Annotated in this window: 22 protein-coding genes; 4 read left to right on the top strand and 18 right to left on the bottom strand. The window is 52.9% G+C overall.

The features are described from left to right. Positions 1–24: 24 nt before the first annotated feature. Positions 25–1956 (bottom strand): methyl-accepting chemotaxis protein, encoded by a 1932-nt coding sequence (locus ACMGGE_RS08295; protein ID WP_420293648.1) that lies wholly within the window; start codon positions 1954–1956, stop codon positions 25–27. A gap of 237 nt (positions 1957–2193) precedes the next feature. On the opposite strand from ACMGGE_RS08295, the gene ACMGGE_RS08290 reads away from it, so the two are divergent. Continuing rightward, on the top strand, positions 2194–3423 hold the full coding sequence (locus ACMGGE_RS08290) for an EAL and HDOD domain-containing protein (RefSeq protein WP_420293647.1): 1230 nt from the start codon (positions 2194–2196) through the stop codon (positions 3421–3423). 47 nt (positions 3424–3470) lie between these two features. Here the strand turns inward: ACMGGE_RS08290 and potD are convergent, their stop codons facing one another. The 4 genes from potD to potA are packed head-to-tail and all read right to left on the bottom strand — an operon-like array spanning position 3471 to position 7273. Further along, complete coding sequence (gene potD / locus ACMGGE_RS08285) at positions 3471–4505, bottom strand: spermidine/putrescine ABC transporter substrate-binding protein PotD (RefSeq protein WP_420293646.1); 1035 nt, start codon at positions 4503–4505, stop codon at positions 3471–3473. After that, the gene (gene potC, locus ACMGGE_RS08280; RefSeq protein ID WP_008500765.1) at positions 4502–5293 is read right to left on the bottom strand and encodes a spermidine/putrescine ABC transporter permease PotC; all 792 of its coding nucleotides are present in this window, start codon (positions 5291–5293) and stop codon (positions 4502–4504) included. The genes potD and potC overlap by 4 nt, the downstream gene beginning before the upstream one ends. Then, entirely contained in the window at positions 5290–6147 is an 858-nt protein-coding gene (gene potB, locus ACMGGE_RS08275; RefSeq protein WP_045910217.1) for a spermidine/putrescine ABC transporter permease PotB, read from the bottom strand. The genes potC and potB overlap by 4 nt, the downstream gene beginning before the upstream one ends. Further along, positions 6131–7273 carry a spermidine/putrescine ABC transporter ATP-binding protein PotA gene (gene potA / locus ACMGGE_RS08270; protein WP_420294183.1) on the bottom strand — a complete coding sequence of 381 codons (1143 nt, stop codon included), beginning with the start codon at positions 7271–7273 and terminating at the stop codon, positions 6131–6133. The genes potB and potA overlap by 17 nt, the downstream gene beginning before the upstream one ends. A gap of 237 nt (positions 7274–7510) precedes the next feature. Here potA and pepT point away from each other — a divergent pair, with 237 nt between their 5' ends. Further along, positions 7511–8734 carry a peptidase T gene (gene pepT / locus ACMGGE_RS08265; RefSeq protein WP_044596805.1) on the top strand — a complete coding sequence of 408 codons (1224 nt, stop codon included), beginning with the start codon at positions 7511–7513 and terminating at the stop codon, positions 8732–8734. Between the two features lie 89 nt (positions 8735–8823). Here the strand turns inward: pepT and ACMGGE_RS08260 are convergent, their stop codons facing one another. From ACMGGE_RS08260 to rluE, 8 genes are all read right to left on the bottom strand, one after another. Then, complete coding sequence (locus ACMGGE_RS08260) at positions 8824–9945, bottom strand: cupin domain-containing protein (RefSeq protein ID WP_021241031.1); 1122 nt, start codon at positions 9943–9945, stop codon at positions 8824–8826. 91 nt (positions 9946–10036) lie between these two features. Further along, the gene (phoQ, locus tag ACMGGE_RS08255) at positions 10037–11500 is read right to left on the bottom strand and encodes a two-component system sensor histidine kinase PhoQ (protein WP_045417076.1); all 1464 of its coding nucleotides are present in this window, start codon (positions 11498–11500) and stop codon (positions 10037–10039) included. After that, positions 11501–12172: a two-component system response regulator PhoP gene (gene phoP, locus ACMGGE_RS08250; RefSeq protein WP_024908594.1), complete on the bottom strand. Its 672-nt coding sequence runs from the start codon at positions 12170–12172 to the stop codon at positions 11501–11503. A gap of 120 nt (positions 12173–12292) precedes the next feature. After that, positions 12293–13663, bottom strand: a complete 1371-nt coding sequence (gene purB, locus ACMGGE_RS08245; RefSeq protein ID WP_420293645.1) for an adenylosuccinate lyase — start codon at positions 13661–13663, stop codon at positions 12293–12295. A gap of 19 nt (positions 13664–13682) precedes the next feature. Then, complete coding sequence (hflD, locus tag ACMGGE_RS08240) at positions 13683–14312, bottom strand: high frequency lysogenization protein HflD (RefSeq protein WP_008500756.1); 630 nt, start codon at positions 14310–14312, stop codon at positions 13683–13685. A 28-nt stretch (positions 14313–14340) separates the two neighbouring features. Next, positions 14341–15453, bottom strand: coding sequence for a tRNA 2-thiouridine(34) synthase MnmA (gene mnmA, locus ACMGGE_RS08235; RefSeq protein ID WP_063621394.1), 1113 nt, complete (start codon positions 15451–15453; stop codon positions 14341–14343). A 40-nt stretch (positions 15454–15493) separates the two neighbouring features. Further along, the gene (locus ACMGGE_RS08230) at positions 15494–15967 is read right to left on the bottom strand and encodes an NUDIX hydrolase (RefSeq protein ID WP_032674552.1); all 474 of its coding nucleotides are present in this window, start codon (positions 15965–15967) and stop codon (positions 15494–15496) included. Positions 15968–15976: 9 nt separating this feature from the next. After that, positions 15977–16630: a 23S rRNA pseudouridine(2457) synthase RluE gene (rluE, locus tag ACMGGE_RS08225; RefSeq protein WP_420293644.1), complete on the bottom strand. Its 654-nt coding sequence runs from the start codon at positions 16628–16630 to the stop codon at positions 15977–15979. A gap of 117 nt (positions 16631–16747) precedes the next feature. Here rluE and icd point away from each other — a divergent pair, with 117 nt between their 5' ends. Continuing rightward, on the top strand, positions 16748–17998 hold the full coding sequence (gene icd / locus ACMGGE_RS08220; RefSeq protein WP_008500752.1) for an NADP-dependent isocitrate dehydrogenase: 1251 nt from the start codon (positions 16748–16750) through the stop codon (positions 17996–17998). Positions 17999–18120: 122 nt separating this feature from the next. Here icd and ACMGGE_RS08215 read toward each other — a convergent pair whose 3' ends face one another. The 5 genes from ACMGGE_RS08215 to ACMGGE_RS08195 form a co-directional block, all read right to left on the bottom strand. After that, complete coding sequence (locus ACMGGE_RS08215) at positions 18121–19254, bottom strand: phage integrase Arm DNA-binding domain-containing protein (RefSeq protein WP_420293643.1); 1134 nt, start codon at positions 19252–19254, stop codon at positions 18121–18123. After that, entirely contained in the window at positions 19244–19480 is a 237-nt protein-coding gene (locus ACMGGE_RS08210; RefSeq protein WP_325849105.1) for an excisionase, read from the bottom strand. The genes ACMGGE_RS08215 and ACMGGE_RS08210 overlap by 11 nt, the downstream gene beginning before the upstream one ends. Before the next feature lie 42 nt (positions 19481–19522). Further along, a complete protein-coding gene (locus ACMGGE_RS08205) occupies positions 19523–20065 on the bottom strand; it encodes a hypothetical protein (RefSeq protein ID WP_420293642.1) in 543 nt (180 codons plus the stop codon). Between the two features lie 317 nt (positions 20066–20382). Beyond that, entirely contained in the window at positions 20383–21393 is a 1011-nt protein-coding gene (locus ACMGGE_RS08200; RefSeq protein ID WP_420293641.1) for a chromosome partitioning protein ParB, read from the bottom strand. Next, positions 21393–21752 carry a hypothetical protein gene (locus ACMGGE_RS08195; protein ID WP_420293640.1) on the bottom strand — a complete coding sequence of 120 codons (360 nt, stop codon included), beginning with the start codon at positions 21750–21752 and terminating at the stop codon, positions 21393–21395. Before ACMGGE_RS08195 ends, ACMGGE_RS08200 begins: the two co-directional genes overlap by 1 nt. Before the next feature lie 130 nt (positions 21753–21882). Here ACMGGE_RS08195 and ACMGGE_RS08190 point away from each other — a divergent pair, with 130 nt between their 5' ends. Beyond that, the gene (locus ACMGGE_RS08190) at positions 21883–22374 is read left to right on the top strand and encodes a hypothetical protein (RefSeq protein WP_420293639.1); all 492 of its coding nucleotides are present in this window, start codon (positions 21883–21885) and stop codon (positions 22372–22374) included. Positions 22375–22521: the final 147 nt, after the last annotated feature.

The following is a 22521-nucleotide window of genomic DNA, read 5'->3' as shown; positions in this document are numbered from 1 at the left end:
CCCGCTGAACGGGTGCCTTTTTATTTAAGAATGAAAGAACGCCAGCGTCTTCTCCAGCGATTTAGCCTGCTCGTCCAGCGAGAGCGCCGCCGCTGAGATCTGCTGAACCAGTGAAGCATTCTGCTGGGTGGTGCTGTCCATCTGGTTAACGGCGGTACTGACCTGGCTAATCCCCCGATTCTGTTCGTCCAGCGCCTGAACAATGTCGTTGATGACCAGATGCACGTGCGACACCGCCTCAATCACCTGTTTCATCATTACGCCGGTCTCATTGACCAGCTCAACGCCTTTGCTGACGCGGCCTGAGGACTCGGCAATCAGCTGGGAAATTTCTTTAGCCGCGTTAGCGCTTCGCTGGGCAAGGTTGCGCACTTCACCTGCGACAACTGCGAAACCGCGTCCCTGTTCGCCTGCGCGCGCCGCTTCAACGGCCGCATTCAGTGCCAGAATATTGGTCTGGAAGGCGATGCCGTCGACGATGCTGTTAATCTCACCGATCTTACGTGCGCTCTCGTCAATCTCCCCGATCACCATTACCACGTCGTTTACCAGCGTTTCGCCATGCCCGGCAAGGCTCGCGGCGCGATCGGTCAGCGTGGTGGCCTTGTGGGCGTTGTCGGCGTTATTCTTCACCGTGACCGAAATCTCTTCCATGCTGGCAGCCGTTTCAACAATCGCCGCCGCCTGTTCTTCGGTACGCGAGGCGAGGTCAAGGTTGCCCGCCGAAATTTCGCTGGTCCCGCCGTGCACCGAATGGCTGGCTTCGCTGATGTTGCCGACGATGCGCTTGAGCTGCGTCTGCATGGTGTGCAGGGCATAAAAAATGCTGTGGGTATCCCCGGAACGCACCGGGATGGTGTTGTTCAGATCTCCCCGGGCGACGGCCAGGGCGATCCCGGCGGCCTCGGAAGGTTCTCCCCCCACCGGACGGTCAACCTTGCGGGTAAAGATCTGGGCCATCACCAGGCTGACCGCAACGATGCTTAACACCATCAGGACGATGGCTTTCAGTAAAAATGCGCGCGCTTCGGCCATCACTTCGCTGACCGGGGTGATAATAGCCAGTTTCCACGGCGTCTGGCTGTTGCCGACGGCGATGTCCTGCCAGGTGATAAACACCTCTTCCTTCAGCAGCGGATCGTTTACCCGGGTGACATCATGACCGGCAATCTGACCCGCGTAAGGCTTGCCTGCAGCCCGTTTGTCCGGGCTGGACACCACGTTATTGCCCGCAGACAGGAGGAGGGCGTAGCCTGTGCCGTTCCACGGTTTAATTGCGCCGATCGTGGACTGCAGCGTGGCGAGCGAGAAGTCAGAGGTGACCGAGCCCAGAAACTGACCGTCACGCATGATGGGGGCGGCAATCGAGGTGAGCATCACGTCCACGCCGTTGTAGGGGTAAATATAGGGTTCGATGATCACATCTTTATGCCGCTGTTTCGGCAGCAGATAATAATCACCGCTGCCGGGCGTTTCGATGTCCGTCAGCAGGTGCAACGCCGGTTTGCCGGTGGCATCGCGGTCGACGTAGCGGGCGTAGCGCCCGGCAGGATCTTCACCGCTCTGACCGGCAAAGGCGGTATCTTTATCGTCAAACGCGTTGGGCTCAAAGGCCATCGACATGGAGAGAAACGACGGGTGAGCCGAGAGGTAGTGGATGAGCAACTGGTTAAGGCTCTGGCGATCGGATACGCCCGCCTCGCGCAGCGCCAGGGCACTGTTGCCCATATCCCGGGCGGCAGTCAGGGCGGAATCCAGCTGTTTGCTGACCTGTAAAGCCTGTACCTCGGCTATCTGGCGGATATGTTTTTTGGCCAGCACCTCTTGCTGCGCCATCCACTGCCACATCATAAACCCGATCGTTGCCGTAAAGCCCACCGTCACGGTGAGGAAAATGGACAATAGCATCAACGTCTTGACTCTTATTTTTTGTTTTTGGACCATGGCGTCTTTCATTCTCATCTCCCGTAATGTCGTGCATGTCGGGCAGGCACACAGTACTTATCGGATATTTCGTTCTCTTTCTGTAGAGCGCCGGATATATTTAATTTAAATTCCAGAATATTAAATCCCGTTAATTAGTGTGGATGCTTTTATTTTGTGCATTCAATCAAAATAGCGCTCGATAATGCTCGTTATCATCGTGTAGAAAGAGGATGCTAATAAATATTAAGTGGTAGAGGAGGATGGGATATGTACGGATTTATCGCGCGACAACCCATTTTTAACCCAGAGATGAATACCGTGGCCTATGAGCTGCTTTTCAGAGACGGGATGACAAATCGTTTTCCGGATGTGTCGGCGGAATATGCCACGTCCAGGATGATATCCGATCAGTTTTTATGTGTGCCGTCCCAGCGCATCGCCGGGGCACATACGTCGTTTATTAATTTCCCTTCAAGGATGGTCATTGACCGCAGTGGCGAAGCGCTTGATAAAGAGAGCGTGGTGATTGAGATCCTTGAAGATGCTGTGCCGGGGGCCGAACTGCTGCAGGCTGTCAGGGAGATGAATGCGCATGGCTACCAGTTTGCGCTTGATGATTTCACCCTTGCGCCAGAATGGGATGCTTTTTTACCCTATATTTCGATCCTGAAATTCGACGTTAGAAATTATACTTTAGCGCAAATTAAAGCGTATCTGAAAGCACGTCAACATCTGACCGGTCATATTAAATATCTCGCTGAAAAAGTTGAGACTAAAGAGGAATTCAACCAATACAGGGACGAGGGGTTCTCGCTGTTTCAGGGCTATTTTTTCTGCCGTCCGGAGGTCATTAAATATAAACGGCTGTCGCAAAATCAGCTGGCGATTTTCCGGCTGCAAATGGAGGTCGGACGCAATAAACCTGATTTTCGAATCATCGAGTCGTTGATAAAAACGGATCTGACGCTCTCTTATAAAATCATGCGCTATATGAAGCATACGGCGTTTAAACATGTCGGCGCCTGTAATTTCAGCAAGTTAACCCTGAGCGAGGTGCTCAGGTATCTTGGCGAAAATCAGCTCCGACGGTTTGTTGCCGTCGTGGTCCTCGCCAGTGCGGGTAATGACACCGTCAGCGAGCTTTACCCGCTAAGCATGATGCGCGGCAAGTTCTGCGAACTGATTGCAGAGACGATGAAAGACCCGATTCTGGCTGATAATGCATTCATGTGCGGCCTGTTTTCTTTGCTCGATACCCTCCTTGAGCTGCCGATGGCCGAGTTGATGAAGCAAATTGCGGTACCGCAGAGCGTGAGCAACGCGCTGTGCCATCAGGAGGGGCAGTTAGCCGACATGATTAACCTCTGTCGCTACTATGAACAGCAGCGCTGGGACGAGGCGACACAGGTTCGTCAGACGCTGGGTCTGTCTGATGAGGAGGTGGTGGAGGCGATGCGAAAGGCGACGATCTGGGCAGGAGAGAATGCGGTCAGTTAATTCCCCCTCACGCCGCGCAGGCGGCGTGAGGAAGAACGCGATACCGGTTAGCGGCCCGCTTTTAACTTCTGGTAATACTCTTCGTAGAGGCGGCTGGCATCGCCGACATCGTTCTGCCATTCACCTTTGCTGATGGTTTCGGCGTCCGGGTAGAGCGACTTATCGTTAGCGACGTCAGGCTTCAGCAGCTTGCGTGCGGCCATGTTGGGCGTCGGGTAGCCAATCGTCTCGGCAACCTGTTTCGCCACGTCAGGGCGCAGCAGGAAGTCAATCAGCTTATGCGCCCCGTCCACGTTTTTCGCGTTGGCCGGGATTGAAAGACTGTCCATCCAGAAAATCCCGCCCTCTTTTGGCCAGACAACCTCAAGCGGCGTACCGGCCTGGCGGGCGACATACGCGGAGCCGTTCCACACCATCCCCAGGTTCACTTCACCTTCCATATACGGGTTTGCCGGGTTATCGGAGTTGAATGCCGCCACGTTAGGCATCAGCTTTTTCAGCTCGGTATACGCCGCTTCAATCTCTTTTGGATCCGTCGTATTGCCCGAGTAGCCCAGCTTGCGCAGCGCGATCTGGAACACTTCACGTGCGTCGTCGGTCAACAACAGGCTGCCTTTGTACTCCGGTTTCCACAGGTCGGCCCAGCTTGTCACCGATTTCGGATCGACGGCCTCGCTGTTAACGCCAATCGCGGTTGCCCCCCAGATATACGGAATGGAGTAGTCATTATTCGGGTCAAAAGGCTTGTTGAGCATCTCCGGATCGAGGTTTGAAAAATGGGTTAGCTTCGTTTTATCGATCTTCTGGATCATGCCCTCTTTGCGCATTTTGTCGACAAAGTAGGTGGAAGGAACCACCAGATCGTACGCGCCGTCTTTGTAGGTTTTGAGCTTGGCATACATGGTTTCATTCGACTCGTAGGTCGAGTAGATCACCTTGATGCCCGTCTCTTTGGTGAACTGTTCCAGCAGTCCCGGCGGCACATACTCGGTCCAGTTGTAGAAGTAGAGCGTTTTGCTGTCATCAGCGTGCGCGGCACCCATGCCAAGCACCAGCGCCGCAGCGGCGAGCATTTTTTTCATTTCATTGTCCCCTGAGATTTTGTTTTATCACGAGCAATAACCTGGCTGGCGATCACCAGAACCAGCGAAAACACCAGCAGAATGGTCGCCAGCGCGTTCACCTCAGGTGAAACGCCGACTTTCACCATCGAATAGATTTTCAACGGCAGAATTTCATAGCTCGGCCCGGTCACGAAGGAGGAGACCACCACGTCATCCATCGACAGGGTAAAGCTCAGCAGCCATCCGGCCGCCACGGCGGGCATCGCCAGCGGCAGGATGATTTTGCGCAGGATGGTCATCTCGCTGGCGCCCAGATCTTTCGCCGCCTCCAGCATGCGCACGTCGAACCCTTTCAGGCGCGCAAAGACGGTCACCACCACAAACGGCAGGCAGAAGGTGATATGGGAAAACAGCAGCGACCAGAAGCCAAGCTGAACGCCCAGCAGCATAAACAGCACCAGCAGCGAAATCGCCATCACGATGTCCGGCGACATCATCACCACAAACAGCATGCCGCTGACGAACGGTTTACCGCGAAAGCGATAGCGGTAGAGCGCCACGGCGGTCAGGGAGCCAATCAGCGTGGCGAAGGTGGCGGAGAAGATCGCCATCGTCAGCGAGTGCTGAGCGGCCTGCAGCAGGCTGTCATTGTTCATCAGCAGGCTGTACCAGTCGGTGGTAAAGCCCTGCCAGTTAATCCCAAAGCGCGAGCTGTTAAACGAGTTCACGATCAAAATAATGATCGGGATATACAGGTAAGCGTAAATGGCGGTCATAAAACCGCCGCGAAGCAGTCGACCGATCATTCGAGTTCCACCTTCTTATTCAGCAGCCGTGAGGCGCGCCAGTAGACCAGCAGCATCAGACCCATCACCACCGTCAGCGTGATGCTGGTGGCGGACCCGAACGGCCAGTCGCGGATGTTGAGGAACTGGCTCTTGATCACATTCCCAATCAGCAGGTTTTTCGCCCCGCCCATCAGGTCAGAAACGTAGAACAAGCCCATCGCCGGGAGCATCACCAGCAGACAGCCCGCGATAATGCCGGGCATGGTCAGCGGGATGATAATGCGGATAAAGGTCTGGAACCTGTTGGCACCCAGATCTTTTGCCGCTTCCAGCAGCGGTTTATCCAGCTTCTCAATGCTGGAGTAGAGGGGCATCACCATAAACGGCAGCAGGATATAGACCAGACCGATAATCACCGCGCTCGGGGTGAACATGATGCGGATCGGCGTATCGATCACTCCCAGCCACAGCAGAAATTCATTGAGGTAGCCTTTGGTGCTGAGGAAGATTTTCAGCCCGTAAATGCGAATCAGCGAGTTGGTCCAGAACGGCACAATCAGCAGAAACAACAGCAGCGGACGCACCTTTTGCGGCAGACCCGCGAGGAACCATGCGAACGGATAACCCAGCACCAGGCAGGCAATCGTGGCAATCAGCGCCATATTCAGCGAGTGCAGCAGCACGTCAAAATAGAGCGGATCGATCAGGCGCGCGTAGTTGTCCAGCGTAAAGACCAGCGAAACGAAATGGGTATCGTCGCGGGTCAGGAAGCTGGTGGCGATAATCATCAGGTTGGGTAGAAAGACAAACAACACAAGCCAACCGACGATCGTGGCAATCACCACATTCTGGAACTTACTTGTGTTCTTCATCAGCCAGTACAACCTCCCAGCTTTCTACCCAGTTGATAACCATTTTCTGGTCGAGAGAGTGGTCGAAGTCAGGGTCGTCTTCGTTAAAGAACTCGCTGACCATCACCATTTTACCGTTCTCCAGCTCGACGACAGACTCCAGCGTCATCCCTTTGTAGTTGCGCTCGCGGATATAGCCGATTAACCCTTCGGCCTCGGCATTGCCGTGGATTTCATCGACGCGCAGATCTTCCGGGCGCAGCAGAACGTTGAGCTTTTGTCCCTTTTCGACGGGGAAATTCACTGTGATGGCGCACTCCCGTCCTTCGACGCGAGCCCGCACGCGCTGGTCGTCCAGACGTTCGATCACCGTGGCGTCGAAGATATTGATTTCACCAATGAAGCTGGCGACAAACAGGTTCTTCGGCTCTTCGTAGATTTCACGTGGCGTGCCGTCCTGCTCGATTTTACCGTCACGCATCACCACGATGCGGTCGGACATGGTCAGGGCCTCTTCCTGGTCATGGGTGACGAAGACAAAGGTAATGCCGAGCTTGCGCTGCAGAGCTTTGAGTTCGTTCTGCATCTGCTTGCGCAGTTTGTAATCCAGCGCGGAGAGGGATTCATCCAGCAGGAGCAGACGCGGCTTGTTGACCACGGCGCGGGCGATGGCCACACGCTGCTGCTGGCCGCCGGAAAGCTGATGCGGTTTTCGCTGGGCTAACGTCTCAAGCTGCACCATGCGCAGGGCTTCGGTGACGCGCGGTTCGATTTCATTCGCCGGGGTTTTTTGCATCCGCAGGCCAAACGCCACGTTTTCAAACACGGTCATGTGCGGGAAGAGGGCATAGCTCTGAAAGACAGTGTTGACGTGGCGGTCTTCGGCGGGAACCTGGGTGATGTCCTGGTTTTCAAGATGGATATGGCCGTTATCGACGCTTTCCAGCCCGGCGATAAGGCGCAGTACGGTTGTTTTGCCGCAGCCGGAGGGGCCAAGCAGCGTCAGAAACTCACCGTCATTGATGGTGAGAGTGAGGTCGGAAATGACGTCCTTGCCATCAAAACTTTTACGAATTCGTTCCAGTTTCACCAGCGGTGAACGGGTTTGTGTATTCAATTTTTGCGCTGTCCCATATAGACGCCTCAGGCAGCAGACTGAAGCGGGGTTTGTGTGTAACCACCTTGGTGACTCGTAATGAGGGCGGACATTCTACGGCAATCCCCTGCAATCGCCAATCCTTGTCACTGATTCATAAGCTACATTTATTAACGCATAACGATATAAACGGAAAATATTCTCGTTTGCGGGATAAAAGTGACCTGACGCAATATTTGCGTTTTGATGCTTATTGATAATGTTGTCACAAAAAGTGAGGGTGACTGCATGGATAAATTACTTGAGCGTTTTTTACAGTACGTTTCGCTGGATACCCAATCTAAACCGGGTGTTCGCCAGGTGCCGAGCACCGAAGGCCAGTGGAAGTTATTAAACCTGCTTAAAGAGCAGCTTGACGCCATGGGGCTGGTCAACGTCACGTTAAGCGAGAAAGGCACTGTGATGGGAACGCTGCCGGCGAATGTCCCGGGTGACATTCCGGCGATTGGCTTTATCTCCCATGTCGACACCTCTCCAGATTTTAGCGGTAAACATGTGAACCCGCAGATTGTTGAAAACTACCGCGGCGGCGACATTGCGCTGGGCATAGGCGATGAAGTGCTCTCGCCCGTCATGTTCCCGGTGCTGCACCAGCTCCTGGGCCAGACGCTGATCACCACCGACGGAAAAACGCTCTTGGGGGCGGATGATAAAGCGGGGATCGCAGAAATCATGACGGCGCTGGCGGTGCTGAAGGGCAAAGATATCCCGCACGGCGATATCCGCGTGGCCTTTACGCCGGATGAAGAGGTCGGCAAGGGCGCGAAGCACTTCGACGTGGACGCCTTTAACGCGCAGTGGGCCTATACCGTTGACGGTGGCGGCGTCGGTGAGCTGGAGTATGAAAACTTCAACGCTGCCTCAGTGACGATCAAAATTGTCGGTAACAACGTTCACCCCGGTTCGGCGAAAGGCGTCATGGTGAACGCGCTGTCGCTGGCGTCGCGAATTCATGCGGAAGTCCCGGCGGAAGAGAGCCCCGAACAGACCGAAGGGTATGAAGGGTTCTATCACCTGACCAGCATCAAAGGCACCGTGGACAGCGCGCAGATGCACTACATCATCCGCGATTTCGACCGTAAAGCCTTTGAGGCGCGCAAGCGTAAGATGATGGAGATCGCCAAGAAGGTGGGCAAGGGCCTGCATCCTGACTGCTATATCGAGCTCATCATCGAAGACAGCTATTACAATATGCGCGAGAAGGTGATGGCGCATCCGCATATTCTCGATATCGCCCAGCAGGCGATGCGCGACTGCGATATTGAACCGCAGCTGAAGCCGATTCGCGGCGGCACCGACGGTTCTCAGCTGTCGTTTATGGGGCTGCCGTGCCCGAACCTGTTTACCGGTGGCTATAACTATCACGGCAAGCATGAGTTTGTGACGCTCGAAGGGATGGAAAAGGCGGTGCAGGTGATTGTGCGGATTGCGGAGTTGACCGCTAAACGCTAAAAAAACGCCCGGTGGCGCTACGCTTACCGGGCCTACGATCCGAATGTAGGCCGGGTAAGGCGAAGCCGCCACCCGGCAAATATCACGACTCAGTCCTCAAAGAACCAGTACCCGCTGTTGACCAGTGCGGCCAGCATCGCGAGGAAGGACGGGTCTTCCAGCGCATCGCCAAAGGTATCGGCAGTCAGCACCAGATGGCTGGCAATCGCTTCCAGCGCCGGACGGTGTGGAGAGTCCAGCTTCTCGCCGTTGACGAACACGTCCTCACCAATACGCAGCACGCGTAGTCCGCCCAGACGCGTCAGCTTGTCGCCCTGCTGAAGCGCATCATAAATCTCGTCAGCTTGATAAGGCGGCTCCGGTGGTGCAACGTCCAGCTCGTGGCGGGACTGGCTGATAAACTCGCCAAACCACTGTTTGAAGTGCTCCGGCTCGTTAATCAGATCCAGCATCATGCCGCGCAGCTTATCCAGCTCTGCGGGCAGGATATCGGCCGGATGCTCGCGTGCAGGCACATCCGGGTCGCTGTAACGATAGCTGCCCAGCTCGCGCTGCAGAACATAGTCGGCAAATCCGCTGATCATCTCGCGGCCGCTTGGCGCGCGGAACCCGACGGAGTAGTTGAGGGAATTCTCCAGGGAGTAACCTTCGTGAGGGAATCCCGGTGGAATGTAGAGAATGTCACCCGGCTCCAGCTCTTCGTCGATAATCCCGTCAAACGGGTCAACCTGAAGCAGGTCCGGATGCGGGCAGTGCTGCTTCATGGGGACTTTTTCGCCCACGCGCCAGCGGCGGCGGCCCGTACCCTGAATAATAAACACGTCGTACTGGTCCAGATGCGGACCGACGCCACCGCCAGGAACGGAGAAGGAGATCATCAGATCGTCCATGCGCCAGTCGGGCAGGGCGCGGAACGGACGCATTAAGGCGGCCGTTGGCTCGTGCCAGTGGTTGACCGCCTGCACCAGCAGCGACCAGTTGTTTTCACCGAGGTGATCGTAGCTTTCGAAAGGACCGTGGCTAACCTGCCATTTCCCGTCCTGGTGGCTGACCAGACGGCTGTCGACTTCGTTTTCCATGGCCAGACCAGCCAGCTCGTCAGGCGAGATGGGGTCGACAAAATTGCTGAACCCGCGTTTCAGAACGACCGGGCGTTTTTGCCAGTAACGTTCAATAAACTCGGGCCAGTTAAGCGTTAAGTGATAATCCATATTTTTTTATTCCGCAGGCTCTTACTGACTCGGATTATAACGGAAGCTCAGCCCCCCGGCTGCGAGATCCTCGCATTTTTCACATAACGGGTTAACTATCGTTCGATGTGGGCTGCTGGCGACCAAAAATGACCTCCATTCGCGCGCCGCCCAGCAAACTTTCACTGGTTTCGATTTTCCCGTCGTACTGATCGACAATCTCACGCGCGACGGCTAATCCAACGCCCTGGCCAGGACGTAGCGTATCGGCGCGTTGACCCCGATCGAACACCACATCACGTTTATTGCGCGGGATCCCCGGGCCATCATCCTCAACGATGATATGCAGTTCGTTATCCGTCTGCCGCGCCGACACTTCCACGAACTCCAGACAGTATTTGCAGGCGTTATCCAGCAGGTTACCCATCACTTCCATGAAATCATTTTTTTCACCCACAAAGCTTATCTCTGGCGAGATATCAAGGCTGATGTTCACCCCTTTACGCTGATACACCTTGTTGAGGGCAGACGTGAGGTTATCCAGAAGCGGGGCGACCGGATGCAGCTCGCGGCTCAGCAGGGCGCTGCCGGAACGCATGCTGGCGCGGTGGAGGTAATAGCCAATTTGCTGGGAAATACGGCTGATCTGCTCCAGCATCACCGGCTCGGCATCGTCAACGCTCAGCTTCGAGCTGCGCATGGAACGCAGGGTGCTTTGCATGACCGCGAGTGGGGTTTTCAGGCTGTGGGTCAGGTCGGTAAGTGTCGTGCGGTATTTATCATAGCGTTCGCGCTCACTTTTCAGCAGGCGGTTGAGGTTTCGCACCAGGCTGGTGAGCTCGCGGGTGGTTTCCGGATTAAGCTTTTCGCGATGATGTTCTTCCAGCTCGCGAACCTCTTTCGCCAGTGATTCAATGGGGCGCAAGCTCCACCATGCCGCCACCCACAGCAGCGGGATCACCAGCAGCAGATTTGCCGCCAGAACATAGATGAACCAGCTCCAGACCATATAAGAACGCTTCAGCTCGACCGGAATGGTGTCGATCACCACGATGGTCAACTGCGGCATGTTTAGCGTCGCCGGATAGAGGTTAATTGCGACGGAGTGGGTCATCTCCGTTTCGGCATCGTCGGCGCGGATCTCGTTCAGCTTTTGCTGCAGGGAGCGATCTTCACGGATCAGCGAGCTGGTGGTGTTGAGATCGGCTTCGATTTCGTGAAACCCGTTGGTTTTAAGCCAGTCCGGACGAATGCTTTTGACCAGCCACGGGATGTCCCGCTGCGCCCACAGTAGCTTCCCCTTTTCGTCATAAATCAGGGCCAGCGTGGGGCTCTGCTGATTGAGGTTTTCCGGCATTTCGACGGTGATTTTATTGTCTTCCCACTTCGCCAGGGTATAAAACAGATTGCTTTCGCCACGCAGCAGGCGAAAGGTGGTTTTATCAAAGCTGACGCTGTAGCCCACCAGGGCGACCATGCCGTAGGAGAGCGACAGCACCAGCACGACGGCTGCCGTTGCCAGTAAAAAGCGCACCCGCAGCGAGAGGGGCAAAATATGGCGCAAGATCCGTCTCATTTAGCGTAATTCGAACAGGTAGCCCTGGCCACGGACGGTGGTAATCACATCCTGTGGATATTGCGCCTGAATTTTCTTACGTAAACGTCCCATCAGTACGTCAATGGTATGGCTCTCGCGCAGTTCAGCATCAGGATAGAGCTGGAGCATTAAGGAGTCTTTGCTCACGACCTTGCCGTTGTTGCGGATCAGCGTCTCCATGATGGTGTATTCGAAGGCGGTGAGCTTGATCACTTCATCATTGATGGATAATTCCCGGCGGGAGAGATCGACCTGGAAAGGCGGGATGGAGATAACCTGAGACGCCAGCCCGCTGTTGCGACGAAGCAGCGCCTGCATGCGGGCTGCTACCTCTTCAATATGGAACGGCTTGGTGACGTAATCATCTGCACCCGCGCTCAGCACTTCGACCTTATCCTGCCAGCCTTCACGGGCGGTCAGCACCAGAACCGGCAGAGAAACATCGTGGCTGCGCCAGCGACGAATCAACGACAGACCGTCTTCATCAGGCAACCCTAAATCGACAATGGCGATATCCGGCAGGTGTTCATTGAGATAATAATCGGCTTCTTTTGCATCTTCAGCATCGTCCACCTGATGTCCCATCTCCTGAAGCTGAACCTTCAGGTGATGACGTAGCAATGCGTTATCCTCAACAACCAGTACGCGCATCATCTTTTCTCCCAGAATAAATAGTATGAATAGTTTAACGCTGATTATGTTGGTGTGGGGATAAACATTGAGTAAACCGGGGAAAAGCAACCCCCTTTCCGGGCGGAAAGGGGGAGGAGATTACTTCAGCTCGTCAACCATGGTGATGGCACGGCCAATGTAGTTCGCCGGAGTCATCGCCTTCAGGCGGGTTTTCTCTTCTTCCGGCAGCGCCAGGCCGTCGATAAACTGCTTCATACCTTCAGCGTCAACGCGTTTGCCGCGGGTCAGCTCTTTCAGTTTTTCGTACGGTTTTTCGATGCCATAACGACGCATCACGGTCTGAATCGGCTCCGCCAGCACTTCCCAGTTGTGATCCAGTTCGTCCAGCAGACGATCGCGGTTCACTTCCAGCTTGCTCACGCCTTTCAGGGTGGACTGGTACGCAATCAGCGCGTAGCCGATGCCCACGCCCAGGTTACGCAGCACGGTGGAGTCGGTCAGGTCGCGCTGCCAGCGGGATACCGGCAGTTTGCTTGCCATATGCTGCAGCACGGCATTCGCCAGACCCAGGTTGCCTTCGGAGTTTTCGAAGTCGATCGGGTTCACTTTGTGCGGCATGGTGGAAGAGCCGATTTCACCCGCGATGGTTTTCTGTTTGAAGTGGTTCAGGGCGATGTAGCCCCACACGTCACGATCAAAGTCGATCAGGATGGTGTTGAAGCGCGCGATGCAGTCAAACAGCTCGGCGATATAGTCGTGCGGCTCAATCTGGGTAGTGTACGGGTTCCACTGAATGCCCAGAGAGGTCACGAACTCTTCGCTGAACTGGTGCCAGTCCACTTCCGGGTACGCGGCGATGTGGGCGTTATAGTTACCGACCGCACCGTTGATTTTGCCCAGAATTTCAACCTGTTCCAGCTGACGATACTGGCGCTCCATACGGTACGCGACGTTCGCCATCTCTTTACCCATCGTGGATGGGGTGGCTGGCTGGCCGTGGGTACGGGAGAGCAGCGGAATGTCGCGGTATTCCACGGACAGCGCTTTCACCGCATCGATGATTTTACGCCAGTAAGGCAGCACCACCTCTTTGCGCGCGGTAGAGAGCATCAGGGCGTGCGACAGGTTGTTGATGTCTTCAGACGTACAGGCGAAGTGGATGAACTCAGACACGGCGTGCAGCGCAGGAACGCTTTCCACTTTCTCCTTCAGGAAGTACTCGACCGCCTTCACGTCGTGGTTGGTGGTGCGCTCAATGGTTTTAATGCGCGCGGCATCTTCTTCATTGAAGTCGGCAACGATTTTATCAAGGTAATCGTTTGCCTTTTCATCAAAAGCAGGAACTTCCTTGATTGCTGCCTGGGCGGCCAGCTTTTGCAGCCAGCGTACTTCAACCTGAACACGGAACTTCAGCAAACCATATTCGCTGAAGATCCCGCGCAGCGCGCTGACTTTTTCGCCGTAGCGTCCATCGACAGGGGATACGGCGGTCAGTGAGGATAATTCCATAATTCGCAACTCCGGGAGGTTAACAATGAGCAAGAATTTGTTTTGCCTGAGTGGTCAGGCGATTACGAGAAAACATTAGCTGCAGGCGGCCACCGCCAACCTGGTGCCACAGCACGGCAGCGCGGATCCCAGCCAGCAGGGACGCGCGCACTTTTGCCTGTACCTGCGGACTTTGCAGCACGGCAGGGGAGCCGGTGACCTGTATACGCGGTCCCAGCGGGCTGATGACGTCAACATAAATGCCGGCCATGGCGCTCAGCAGCGTGTCGGACTGCAGGTCAAAATGATCGAGCTGACGCTGTAGCCCGGCAATGCGATCGCCCAGGGTATTAAGCGCGCCTTTTGCTGCGCTCAGCTTACGCTCCAGCACCATCAGGCTCAACGTGTAGCGGGTCAGCTCTGCGTTTAACCCCTGACGGCTGCTGGCGTTAAGCACGCCAAGCAGGGTTTCAAGACCGAGACGAAGATTGGTTTCACTGCCACCGAACACGCCCAGGGTTGAACCGGGGTTGAGGTCGATAACGCTGTTGAGTGAAACGTGCAGGGCGTCAGCGTCGCAATGACCCTGATGCGCCAGCTGTTGCACCAGACGGGCTGACTGGCAAATTCCCGCCAGCGCCAGGGTGATGTCATAGTAGTTCTTCGCCACACGGTCTCCTTTATGTGTGCAATCGCTGTTAAACAGCGGGCAGCGGCAGGCGCTGTTCAATGATCCCGCCGCCCAGGCAGATTTCGCCGCTGTAGAAGACAGCAGACTGGCCTGGGGTGACGGCGGCGACCGGCTCGTCGAAGCGCACGTCAATGCGATCGTCATCGAGCGCGGTAACGGTGCAAGGAATATCGGTCTGACGGTAGCGTGTTTTCACCGTGCAGCGCAGCGTGCCTTTTAGCGGCTCACGATCGACCCAGTGCAGCTGTTGCGCGATCAGGCCAACGGACATCAGACGCGGATGGTCGTGACCCTGAGCAACAACCAGAATATTGTTTTCGACATCTTTGTCGACCACGTACCACGGATCTTCGCTACCTTCTTTCGTCCCGCCGATACCCAGGCCTTTACGCTGGCCTAAGGTGTGGTACATCAGCCCCTGATGCTGGCCAATCTCTTCCCCGTCGACGGTGACAATTTTACCCGGCTGTGCGGGCAGGTAACGTCCGAGGAAATCGCGGAATTTGCGCTCGCCGATGAAACAGATGCCGGTAGAGTCTTTTTTCTTCGCGGTGATCAGGTCCAGCTCTTCGGCGATTTTACGCACCTGCGGCTTTTCCAGCTCGCCGACGGGGAACAGGCTCTGGGCGATTTGCTCGTGGCTCAGCGTATAGAGGAAGTAGCTTTGATCTTTGTTGCCGTCCAGACCGCGCAGCAGCTGGCTTTTGCCATTCACATCTGCGCGACGCACGTAGTGACCGGTCGCAATGTAGTCTGCGCCCAGATCTTCCGCGGCGAATTCCAGGAAGGCTTTAAATTTGATCTCTTTATTGCACAGAATATCCGGGTTCGGCGTGCGGCCCGCTTTGTACTCTTCGAGGAACAGTTCAAACACGTTGTCCCAGTATTCTGCGGCAAAGTTAACGGTGTGCAGTTCAATGCCGAGCTTATCGCACACGGCCTGCGCATCGGCGAGATCCGCTGCGGCAGTGCAGTATTCCTCGCCATCATCTTCCTCCCAGTTCTTCATGAACAGGCCCTCCACCTTATAGCCCTGTTGCTGTAACAGGTAGGCGGAAACGGAGGAATCGACACCGCCGGACATGCCGACGATCACTTTTTTCTGGCTTTTATCTGACATGGAATACTCACGACATTGAACTTCAAGGCGGCGTATTCTATCACGCCCCCCCACCATTGGCACCCTCTGTAAACGGCCAGTTAAAAGCGCCGATGACATCCAGCGGCAGGCGTGCGCCTGACTGCCAGCAGCGAATGCTTTCCGCAACCAGCGGCGAGCGCAGGTTTCGCGCGTTCAGGATCTCGTCGGCGGTGACCCACAGACAGCGGTCGATATCGTCATCCTGCGGCTCAGTGGCGCACGTTTCGCTAAGCTCAACGGCAAATAAAAAACGCAGAAAGGGGGTGCTATCGGGTGCAATCCACTGGTGCATACGGATGAAGTGCTGGGGTTCAGCGTGAATGCCTGTCTCTTCCCACAGCTCGCGTTTTGCGGCCTGAAGAAGGGTCTCATTGGCTTCAAGGTGTCCGGCTGGCTGGTTCCACAGCGCTTTGCCGTTAATGCTCTCTTCGACAACCAGGAATTTACCCCGGGCGTGGACCACGCAGGCAACCGTGACATGAGGTTTAAACATAGTGACTCCTTAAAAGGTAACGTCTCGCCATTCACCGTTTGCCAGCGTTTCCAGGGTGTAGTTACCCATAGCGTAGCGAATCAGACGCAGGGTAGGGAAGCCGACGTGCGCGGTCATCCGTCGAACCTGACGGTTGCGGCCTTCATAAAGGGTGATTTTGAGCCAGCTGGTCGGAATGGATTTGCGTTCGCGGATCGGCGGATTGCGCGGCCACAGCCACTCCGGTTCATTCACGCGTTCAATACCTGCCGGCAGGGTGGGACCGTCGTTCAGCGTGATGCCTTTGCGCAATTTATCCAGCGTTTCTTCGTCCGGCTCGCCTTCGACCTGGACGAAGTAAATTTTGCCGGTGCGTTTTCCCGGCTGCGTGAGCTTCGCCTGCAGCGCGCCGTCGTTGGTCAAGACCAGCAGGCCTTCGCTATCCCGGTCCAGACGCCCGGCAGCGTAGACTCCCTGAACAGGGATGTAGTCCTTTAGCGTGCTACGTCCGGCTTCGTCGGTGAACTGCGGCAAAACATCGTAGGGTTTATTGAACAGAATCACCCGCTTTGGTTGGGTTTTTTGCGGTCGTCTGGCGGCTTGTCGCGAGCTGAATCGCTCAACCCGGTGTTTTGTAAAAGAAGTTTTCTTCATGGTATTTTCAGGCGTTATCAATTGCCGCATTATAGCCTAATAACGAAGACCTTTCATGGCGTCGGACAATCAGGTACTATCGAAGGGCTCATTACAATTTATTAACATAAGATCAGTAACAACCAGAAGCGCTCGAAGGAGAGGTTAATGGAAAGCAAAGTAGTTGTTCCGGCGGAAGGTAAAAAGATCACCCTGCAAAACGGCAAGATTAACGTTCCTCACAATCCGATTATTCCGTTCATCGAAGGTGACGGTATCGGTGTAGACGTTACCCCGGCAATGCTGAAAGTGGTTGATGCCGCTGTTGAGAAAGCCTACAAAGGCGAGCGTAAAATTTCCTGGATGGAAATTTACACCGGTGAGAAATCGACGCAAGTTTATGGCCAGGACGTCTGGCTGCCAGCAGAAACGCTGGACCTGATCCGCGACTACCGCGTTGCTATTAAAGGCCCCCTGACCACCCCAGTCGGCGGCGGTATCCGTTCCCTGAACGTGGCTCTGCGTCAGGAGCTGGACCTGTACGTGTGTCTGCGTCCGGTTCGTTACTATCAGGGCACCCCAAGCCCGGTGAAGCACCCGGAACTGACCGACATGGTTATCTTCCGCGAAAACTCAGAAGACATCTACGCGGGTATCGAATGGAAAGCGGACTCTGCTGACGCAGAAAAAGTGATTAAATTCCTGCGCGAAGAGATGGGCGTGAAGAAAATTCGCTTCCCTGAGCATTGCGGTATTGGCATTAAGCCGTGCTCCGAAGAAGGGACCAAGCGTCTGGTGCGCGCGGCCATCGAATATGCGATCACCAACGACCGTGACTCTGTGACCCTGGTTCACAAAGGCAACATCATGAAGTTCACCGAAGGCGCGTTCAAAGACTGGGGCTACCAGTTGGCGAAAGAAGAGTTCGGCGGTGAGCTGATCGACGGCGGCCCATGGCAGAAGATCAAGAACCCGAACACCGGCAAAGAGATCATCATTAAAGATGTGATCGCCGATGCGTTCCTGCAGCAGATCCTGCTGCGTCCTGCGGAATACGACGTAATCGCCTGTATGAACCTGAACGGTGACTACATCTCTGACGCCCTGGCTGCACAGGTTGGCGGTATCGGTATCGCCCCTGGCGCGAACATCGGTGACGAGTGCGCCCTGTTCGAAGCGACCCACGGTACTGCACCAAAATACGCAGGTCAGGACAAAGTGAACCCAGGCTCTATCATCCTGTCCGCAGAGATGATGCTGCGTCATATGGAATGGTTCGAAGCCGCAGACCTGATCGTTAAAGGTATGGAAGGCGCGATCAACGCGAAAACCGTAACTTACGATTTCGAACGTCTGATGGAAGGCGCTAAGCTGCTGAAATGTTCAGAGTTTGGCGACGCGATTATCGCGAACATGTAATCCAGTTTCTGGGTTAAACAAGAACGGGAGCCTGATGGTTCCCGTTTTTTATTAGTTAACGAATTTCTTCCCCAAAACTTTCCCCAAAACCCCTCCCCAAAACTGGCTATAAAATATCCTTTTCAAACGGCTATGACAGTCCATTCTTTCCCCCTGTCATCATGGTATTTAGCCGTCTGCTGAGGTGATTTGTGGCCGAGTAATTTTTGCGTATCAACCCCCTGAGCCTCATACAATCTTTCTGAAAGCGAACGTTGTTCATGAAATGTAGGTGCAGTTCCCTTTTCCCATTCGATGCCGCATTTATTACGGGCTTTTTTAAAAGATGTCGTAAGGCTACTCGATGAAACGCTGTCTCCTCTGGTTGCCTGAGAAGTCGAGTGGCGAAAGTGAACAAGGTATTTGCTTATCACTGCATCCCGGCATTTTGAAACCACATCACGAAGCGTCAACCCTAATGCATCGCATTTAAGATCAAGAGGGATGGCTAACCTTGAACCAGTCTTTTCCTGTTCGATATGCAGCATGTCGTCCCAAATATCAGAAAACTTCATTCTACAGATATCACCGAGTCGTTGTCCGGTTACCAGCGCTAGTAACATCCCACACTGTAGATAGGGCTGCATAGTTTCAGCCGCTTCATAAATTGACTTCCATTCTTCTAATGACAGTCGCTGTCTTGTAACTTTATGTCGAGGTTGCTTTGTTGCCATCGCCGGATTATATCCAGGAGGGACATATCCGGCATGCTGAGCTTCTTTAAACACGTCAACCAATACAATTCGCACGACCTGCGCCATGCGACTAAAACCATCATTCTTAATTGCATCAGTGATTTCAGCTATATCAATGGTCTCGATATCTTTCAGATATCGCATGCCACAATGTTCTCTGAACAGTCGAAGCGGTTTATTTTTCTGACGAAAAGAGTTTGGTCGTAATTCGTTATTCCTTAGGCGTTCTTCTTGAATTACAATATATTTATCAATCCATTCTGTAACAGTTATATCTGTTCTTTTCCCTTTCATCCTGGACAGACGTTCATTAACGCTAAGAATCTGACGAGTTCTTTGTTCTGCAATAATGGTGTTAGCCTCGTTAGCTACCTGTTTTGCTTCTGCCTCATCTGTTCCAAGACTATGAAAGCGCCCAGTAGCCGGGTGTTTGTACTGCCAGTAAACTTTTCCTGTTCTCTTATCCAGCTTGCAATAGAGATTTGGAATGGAAATTTTGTGTGAGCGTGGTCTAGCAGCCATCAGCAATGATCCGTTTTAATCTGGGGTTAGAATTTGCAGGAACAACAGGTTCGGCAATAACCCCAACGTAACGTGCCTCACGGTCTACCATCCAGTTGCGCCCGACCTTAACGGCAGGTGGGACCATCATTCGGCCCTTAGCGTATTTTTTCAATACGCGTTCACTTGGCGCTTGTGCTCCAAACTCTTCTTGTGCCCAGTCGATTAATGAAATCATGCGGGACATAAGTTCCTCCACTTAACCGGCTGCACCCGGCTGTATATTTGATTAACTCTTTTTAGCGTTTATAAAAAGACCAACACATAAACCAACTATTCCTAACGCTAACGTTCCGCATATCCAGTAGAATAAATTTATGAACCTTTCAAGTTGCTTATCCGAATATTCACTTGAAGCTTTAATGGTTTTTTCTAAAGAGTCTATATCTTTTCGCATTAAAGGTAATGCCATTGCTTTTTCAGGTGAGTTGTTAAGTATGTTTTCAAGGCTATTTATTTTTTCTTGAAGTGTATTGAATTTAGCTTCTAATGTTTCGATTCTTATATTTTCGGATGAAAGGGTAGATGTGTTCTTTAACCCTTCAATCATATTTGTAAGCTGAATTGTTTCGTTTCTATAGTCATTTATTTGTTTAATTTGCTCTTTGTATTTACTCTCAAGAAGTTCTGTCGATGATCGAGAATTTCCAATGTTCAAAGAAAAAGACTTATCAATGTTATTTTTGAGAAGTACGACTTGTGAACCTGCAACCAGAGTGATAGTTAACACTGTTACTGATATTGTTTTAGATATGATTGATGCCTTATCCATTTTAACCTCTAGTCATACGTTTTGAGTTAATTTAAAAAATTGTTTTCTTGTAAATTGGGGGGCGTTGAGGCCTAAGTGTACAATCCCGATTCGAATAAATTATAAACACTTCAACTGCGTCTGGTCTACTACCTCATCATCAAGCTAAGATGACGCAGGAAGCCGTTTGTATTGTTGTAGTAGAATACCTCCCTTATCTAAAATTAGTCTTGAATCCTCGCTAAGCCTTAAACTACGTATTAGATGGGTAGCTTAGGTAATTTGGGATTCCTGCTTGTTTATAATGATATTGATAATTACCGAAAATGCGAAAATTTTCATTGTGCATCCTGTTGTGTTTTGTGTTTTTTTACAAAGTGAGCCACAGCCTTAGATTGACTGGTGACGATCCCGTTTAGGATGACGTTTTTGCCGCGATAGATTTTTGCGGTACCGACCTCAATACCTTCCAGTCTGACGTAAAGGGTTTTTCCTATTACCTCTGTTTCTGGGACTGGCTGTGAAAGACGGTATGTTTCACGTGCTTCTGCAATAGCTTTATGCTCATCCATAATTGACAGTGCTTCGGCCAGAGCAGCGCCTTCAAGAATGAATACACCCTCATCACTGATTTTTGCCTGGGCCATAAGCTCAACGAAACGGCGCGCGTTTTTTACGCTGAGTTCCGGCGCGATAGAACTGCGGGTAACTTTCGTTTTGCCCTGGGCAGCTGCTACAGCCTTATCATGCTGAAGAACTTTTCCGGCCAGTTCGCCATACTCCATAACGCGATCAACTGCTACATCGACCGACACTGCTCCGCATTTAACTTCCTGCTGAACGTCATGGTTAGCCATGCTAAGGAGAAGCAACTTCTCTACGGTGGCCACTGACTTGTTAACCAGTTTTGCGATCTCGCTGGTGGTCTGATTGAAGGCGTTGTGCAGCTCCTGAATGACTGCAGCCTGTTCCATATCGGAGAGCGGCAACTGGTTGTTACTGGTCATGATGCGAGCCAGGCGCTGCACATCGTTACCGTTGAACGGCATGATGTGGATGCGGTCTACTGGCTTACCAGCGTCAGCACAGCGCGCGTAGCAACGACGGCGACGGTGACCTTCAACCACCCACACACCGCCTTCATCACGGGCGATAACTTCAAGCGGTGGAACAGAACCGCCGCTCATCAGATAGTTGAACAGGTCATCATCAGCCTGGCGGGTGCGTTCATCGTCTTCACGCTTGTTGAAACCTTCACGAACGTGGATATCGGAAAGAGCGATGAACATCCCGGTATCGGTGCGCTTAATTACACCGGCCTTGGTCATTTGCTTGAATGAGTTAGCCATTAGAGAGCAACCTCTTTATTCAGGGAAATGACGATAGGAGCCAACTCATGCAGTTCTCGCTGAGCTTCCAGCAGGTGCATATTAGTAGGCGTTTTTGTGTGGCGCTCTTCAATGTGATCGCACTCTTTGGCCCAGTTGGCAACATCCCCACGCAGCGTAGCGTTCTGCTCAGCAAATTCCTTACGCTGTGCCAACGCTTCACAGAGCGCCACACTTGTAACATCAAGGCGCGTAGCCAGTTCGTTAACCATCCAACCGTAAGCGGGAGGAAGGAGAGGGGCGGCCTTGCGAGCTGCGTCAATAAGCTGCTCTCTGGTCATGTGTGGTTGTAACTTGGCGACGATCTGAGTGTTTTTCATGGTTAGTATCTCCGTGATATATGCGCTCTGCACAGCGCGAAAAATCAAAAATATAATTAAAGATTTTGCCTTCATTTCCGATTATATTTTTGTTCTCTCTAATTTTTAAGGTGAAGGAAGGGTCAATGCAATGTTTAAGAAAAGGCTAGAAGTTCCTTTTGAAGGAAATGAACAATACTATGAAGGCATACGTGGCCTTATGCTCAGTTCTATTTGTTCAGTGCTTGGCGTTATCCTATATGCTGGATTGTTAGGTAAATTGACATTAAGTAATTTTAGCCTTGATACAATGATTGCGTTATTCGGCTGGGCATTCGTCTGTTTAGTCATATTGATACTCTCCTTCAAACGAACCAATAGGGTATTGATTTCTTTTTCAGAACCTACACCACGTCCAAGAGTGGCTGCTGTTTTCTTAATTCTGTTATACATAGTTATCGGTACCTTTTGCGCTCTCCTATTTGATGCTCTGACAATGTTAGATGACCCATTGACAAAAGCTGACGACTTTTGGAAAACGTTTAAAGCATTCCTTATTACCGCGGGATGTATGTTCGTCTTCCTGTTTGCTTTCGGTAATTATGCTGTAAATAAGGTGTCCCCCTTAACTACCTCAGAGTAGTTTTAAGCACGTAGCGTCCTTTTGGACGCTTAAGCTATCCTCGTATTTTCCGTGTTATCACACCAGCCACGCGGGTGAAACGTCTCTGGCTGTCGTACTCGCTTGGCTTGCACATTCCGGCTACCCGCTGGATCGGGATACTGCCTA

It is taken from the genome of Enterobacter sp. BNK-22 (assembly GCF_048684805.1).
Lineage (GTDB): Bacteria > Pseudomonadota > Gammaproteobacteria > Enterobacterales > Enterobacteriaceae > Enterobacter > Enterobacter quasiroggenkampii.
Note: the sequence above shows the minus strand (reverse complement) of the source record. Positions and strands in the feature narration are given on the sequence as shown.

Excerpts from the sequence above, each read along its gene's own strand:
- ACMGGE_RS08295 (WP_420293648.1), bottom strand. The coding sequence starts at position 1,956 with ATGAAAGACGCCATGGTCCAAAAACAAAAAATAAGAGTCAAGACGTTG.
- ACMGGE_RS08290 (WP_420293647.1), top strand. The coding sequence starts at position 2,194 with ATGTACGGATTTATCGCGCGACAACCCATTTTTAACCCAGAGATGAAT.
- potD (WP_420293646.1), bottom strand. The coding sequence starts at position 4,505 with ATGAAAAAAATGCTCGCCGCTGCGGCGCTGGTGCTTGGCATGGGTGCC.
- potC (WP_008500765.1), bottom strand. The coding sequence starts at position 5,293 with ATGATCGGTCGACTGCTTCGCGGCGGTTTTATGACCGCCATTTACGCT.
- potB (WP_045910217.1), bottom strand. The coding sequence starts at position 6,147 with ATGAAGAACACAAGTAAGTTCCAGAATGTGGTGATTGCCACGATCGTC.
- pepT (WP_044596805.1), top strand. The coding sequence starts at position 7,511 with ATGGATAAATTACTTGAGCGTTTTTTACAGTACGTTTCGCTGGATACC.
- ACMGGE_RS08260 (WP_021241031.1), bottom strand. The coding sequence starts at position 9,945 with ATGGATTATCACTTAACGCTTAACTGGCCCGAGTTTATTGAACGTTAC.
- phoQ (WP_045417076.1), bottom strand. The coding sequence starts at position 11,500 with ATGAGACGGATCTTGCGCCATATTTTGCCCCTCTCGCTGCGGGTGCGC.
- phoP (WP_024908594.1), bottom strand. The coding sequence starts at position 12,172 with ATGCGCGTACTGGTTGTTGAGGATAACGCATTGCTACGTCATCACCTG.
- purB (WP_420293645.1), bottom strand. The coding sequence starts at position 13,663 with ATGGAATTATCCTCACTGACCGCCGTATCCCCTGTCGATGGACGCTAC.
- mnmA (WP_063621394.1), bottom strand. The coding sequence starts at position 15,453 with ATGTCAGATAAAAGCCAGAAAAAAGTGATCGTCGGCATGTCCGGCGGT.
- ACMGGE_RS08230 (WP_032674552.1), bottom strand. The coding sequence starts at position 15,967 with ATGTTTAAACCTCATGTCACGGTTGCCTGCGTGGTCCACGCCCGGGGT.
- rluE (WP_420293644.1), bottom strand. The coding sequence starts at position 16,630 with ATGCGGCAATTGATAACGCCTGAAAATACCATGAAGAAAACTTCTTTT.
- icd (WP_008500752.1), top strand. The coding sequence starts at position 16,748 with ATGGAAAGCAAAGTAGTTGTTCCGGCGGAAGGTAAAAAGATCACCCTG.
- ACMGGE_RS08215 (WP_420293643.1), bottom strand. The coding sequence starts at position 19,254 with ATGGCTGCTAGACCACGCTCACACAAAATTTCCATTCCAAATCTCTAT.
- ACMGGE_RS08210 (WP_325849105.1), bottom strand. The coding sequence starts at position 19,480 with ATGTCCCGCATGATTTCATTAATCGACTGGGCACAAGAAGAGTTTGGA.
- ACMGGE_RS08205 (WP_420293642.1), bottom strand. The coding sequence starts at position 20,065 with ATGGATAAGGCATCAATCATATCTAAAACAATATCAGTAACAGTGTTA.
- ACMGGE_RS08200 (WP_420293641.1), bottom strand. The coding sequence starts at position 21,393 with ATGGCTAACTCATTCAAGCAAATGACCAAGGCCGGTGTAATTAAGCGC.
- ACMGGE_RS08195 (WP_420293640.1), bottom strand. The coding sequence starts at position 21,752 with ATGAAAAACACTCAGATCGTCGCCAAGTTACAACCACACATGACCAGA.
- ACMGGE_RS08190 (WP_420293639.1), top strand. The coding sequence starts at position 21,883 with ATGTTTAAGAAAAGGCTAGAAGTTCCTTTTGAAGGAAATGAACAATAC.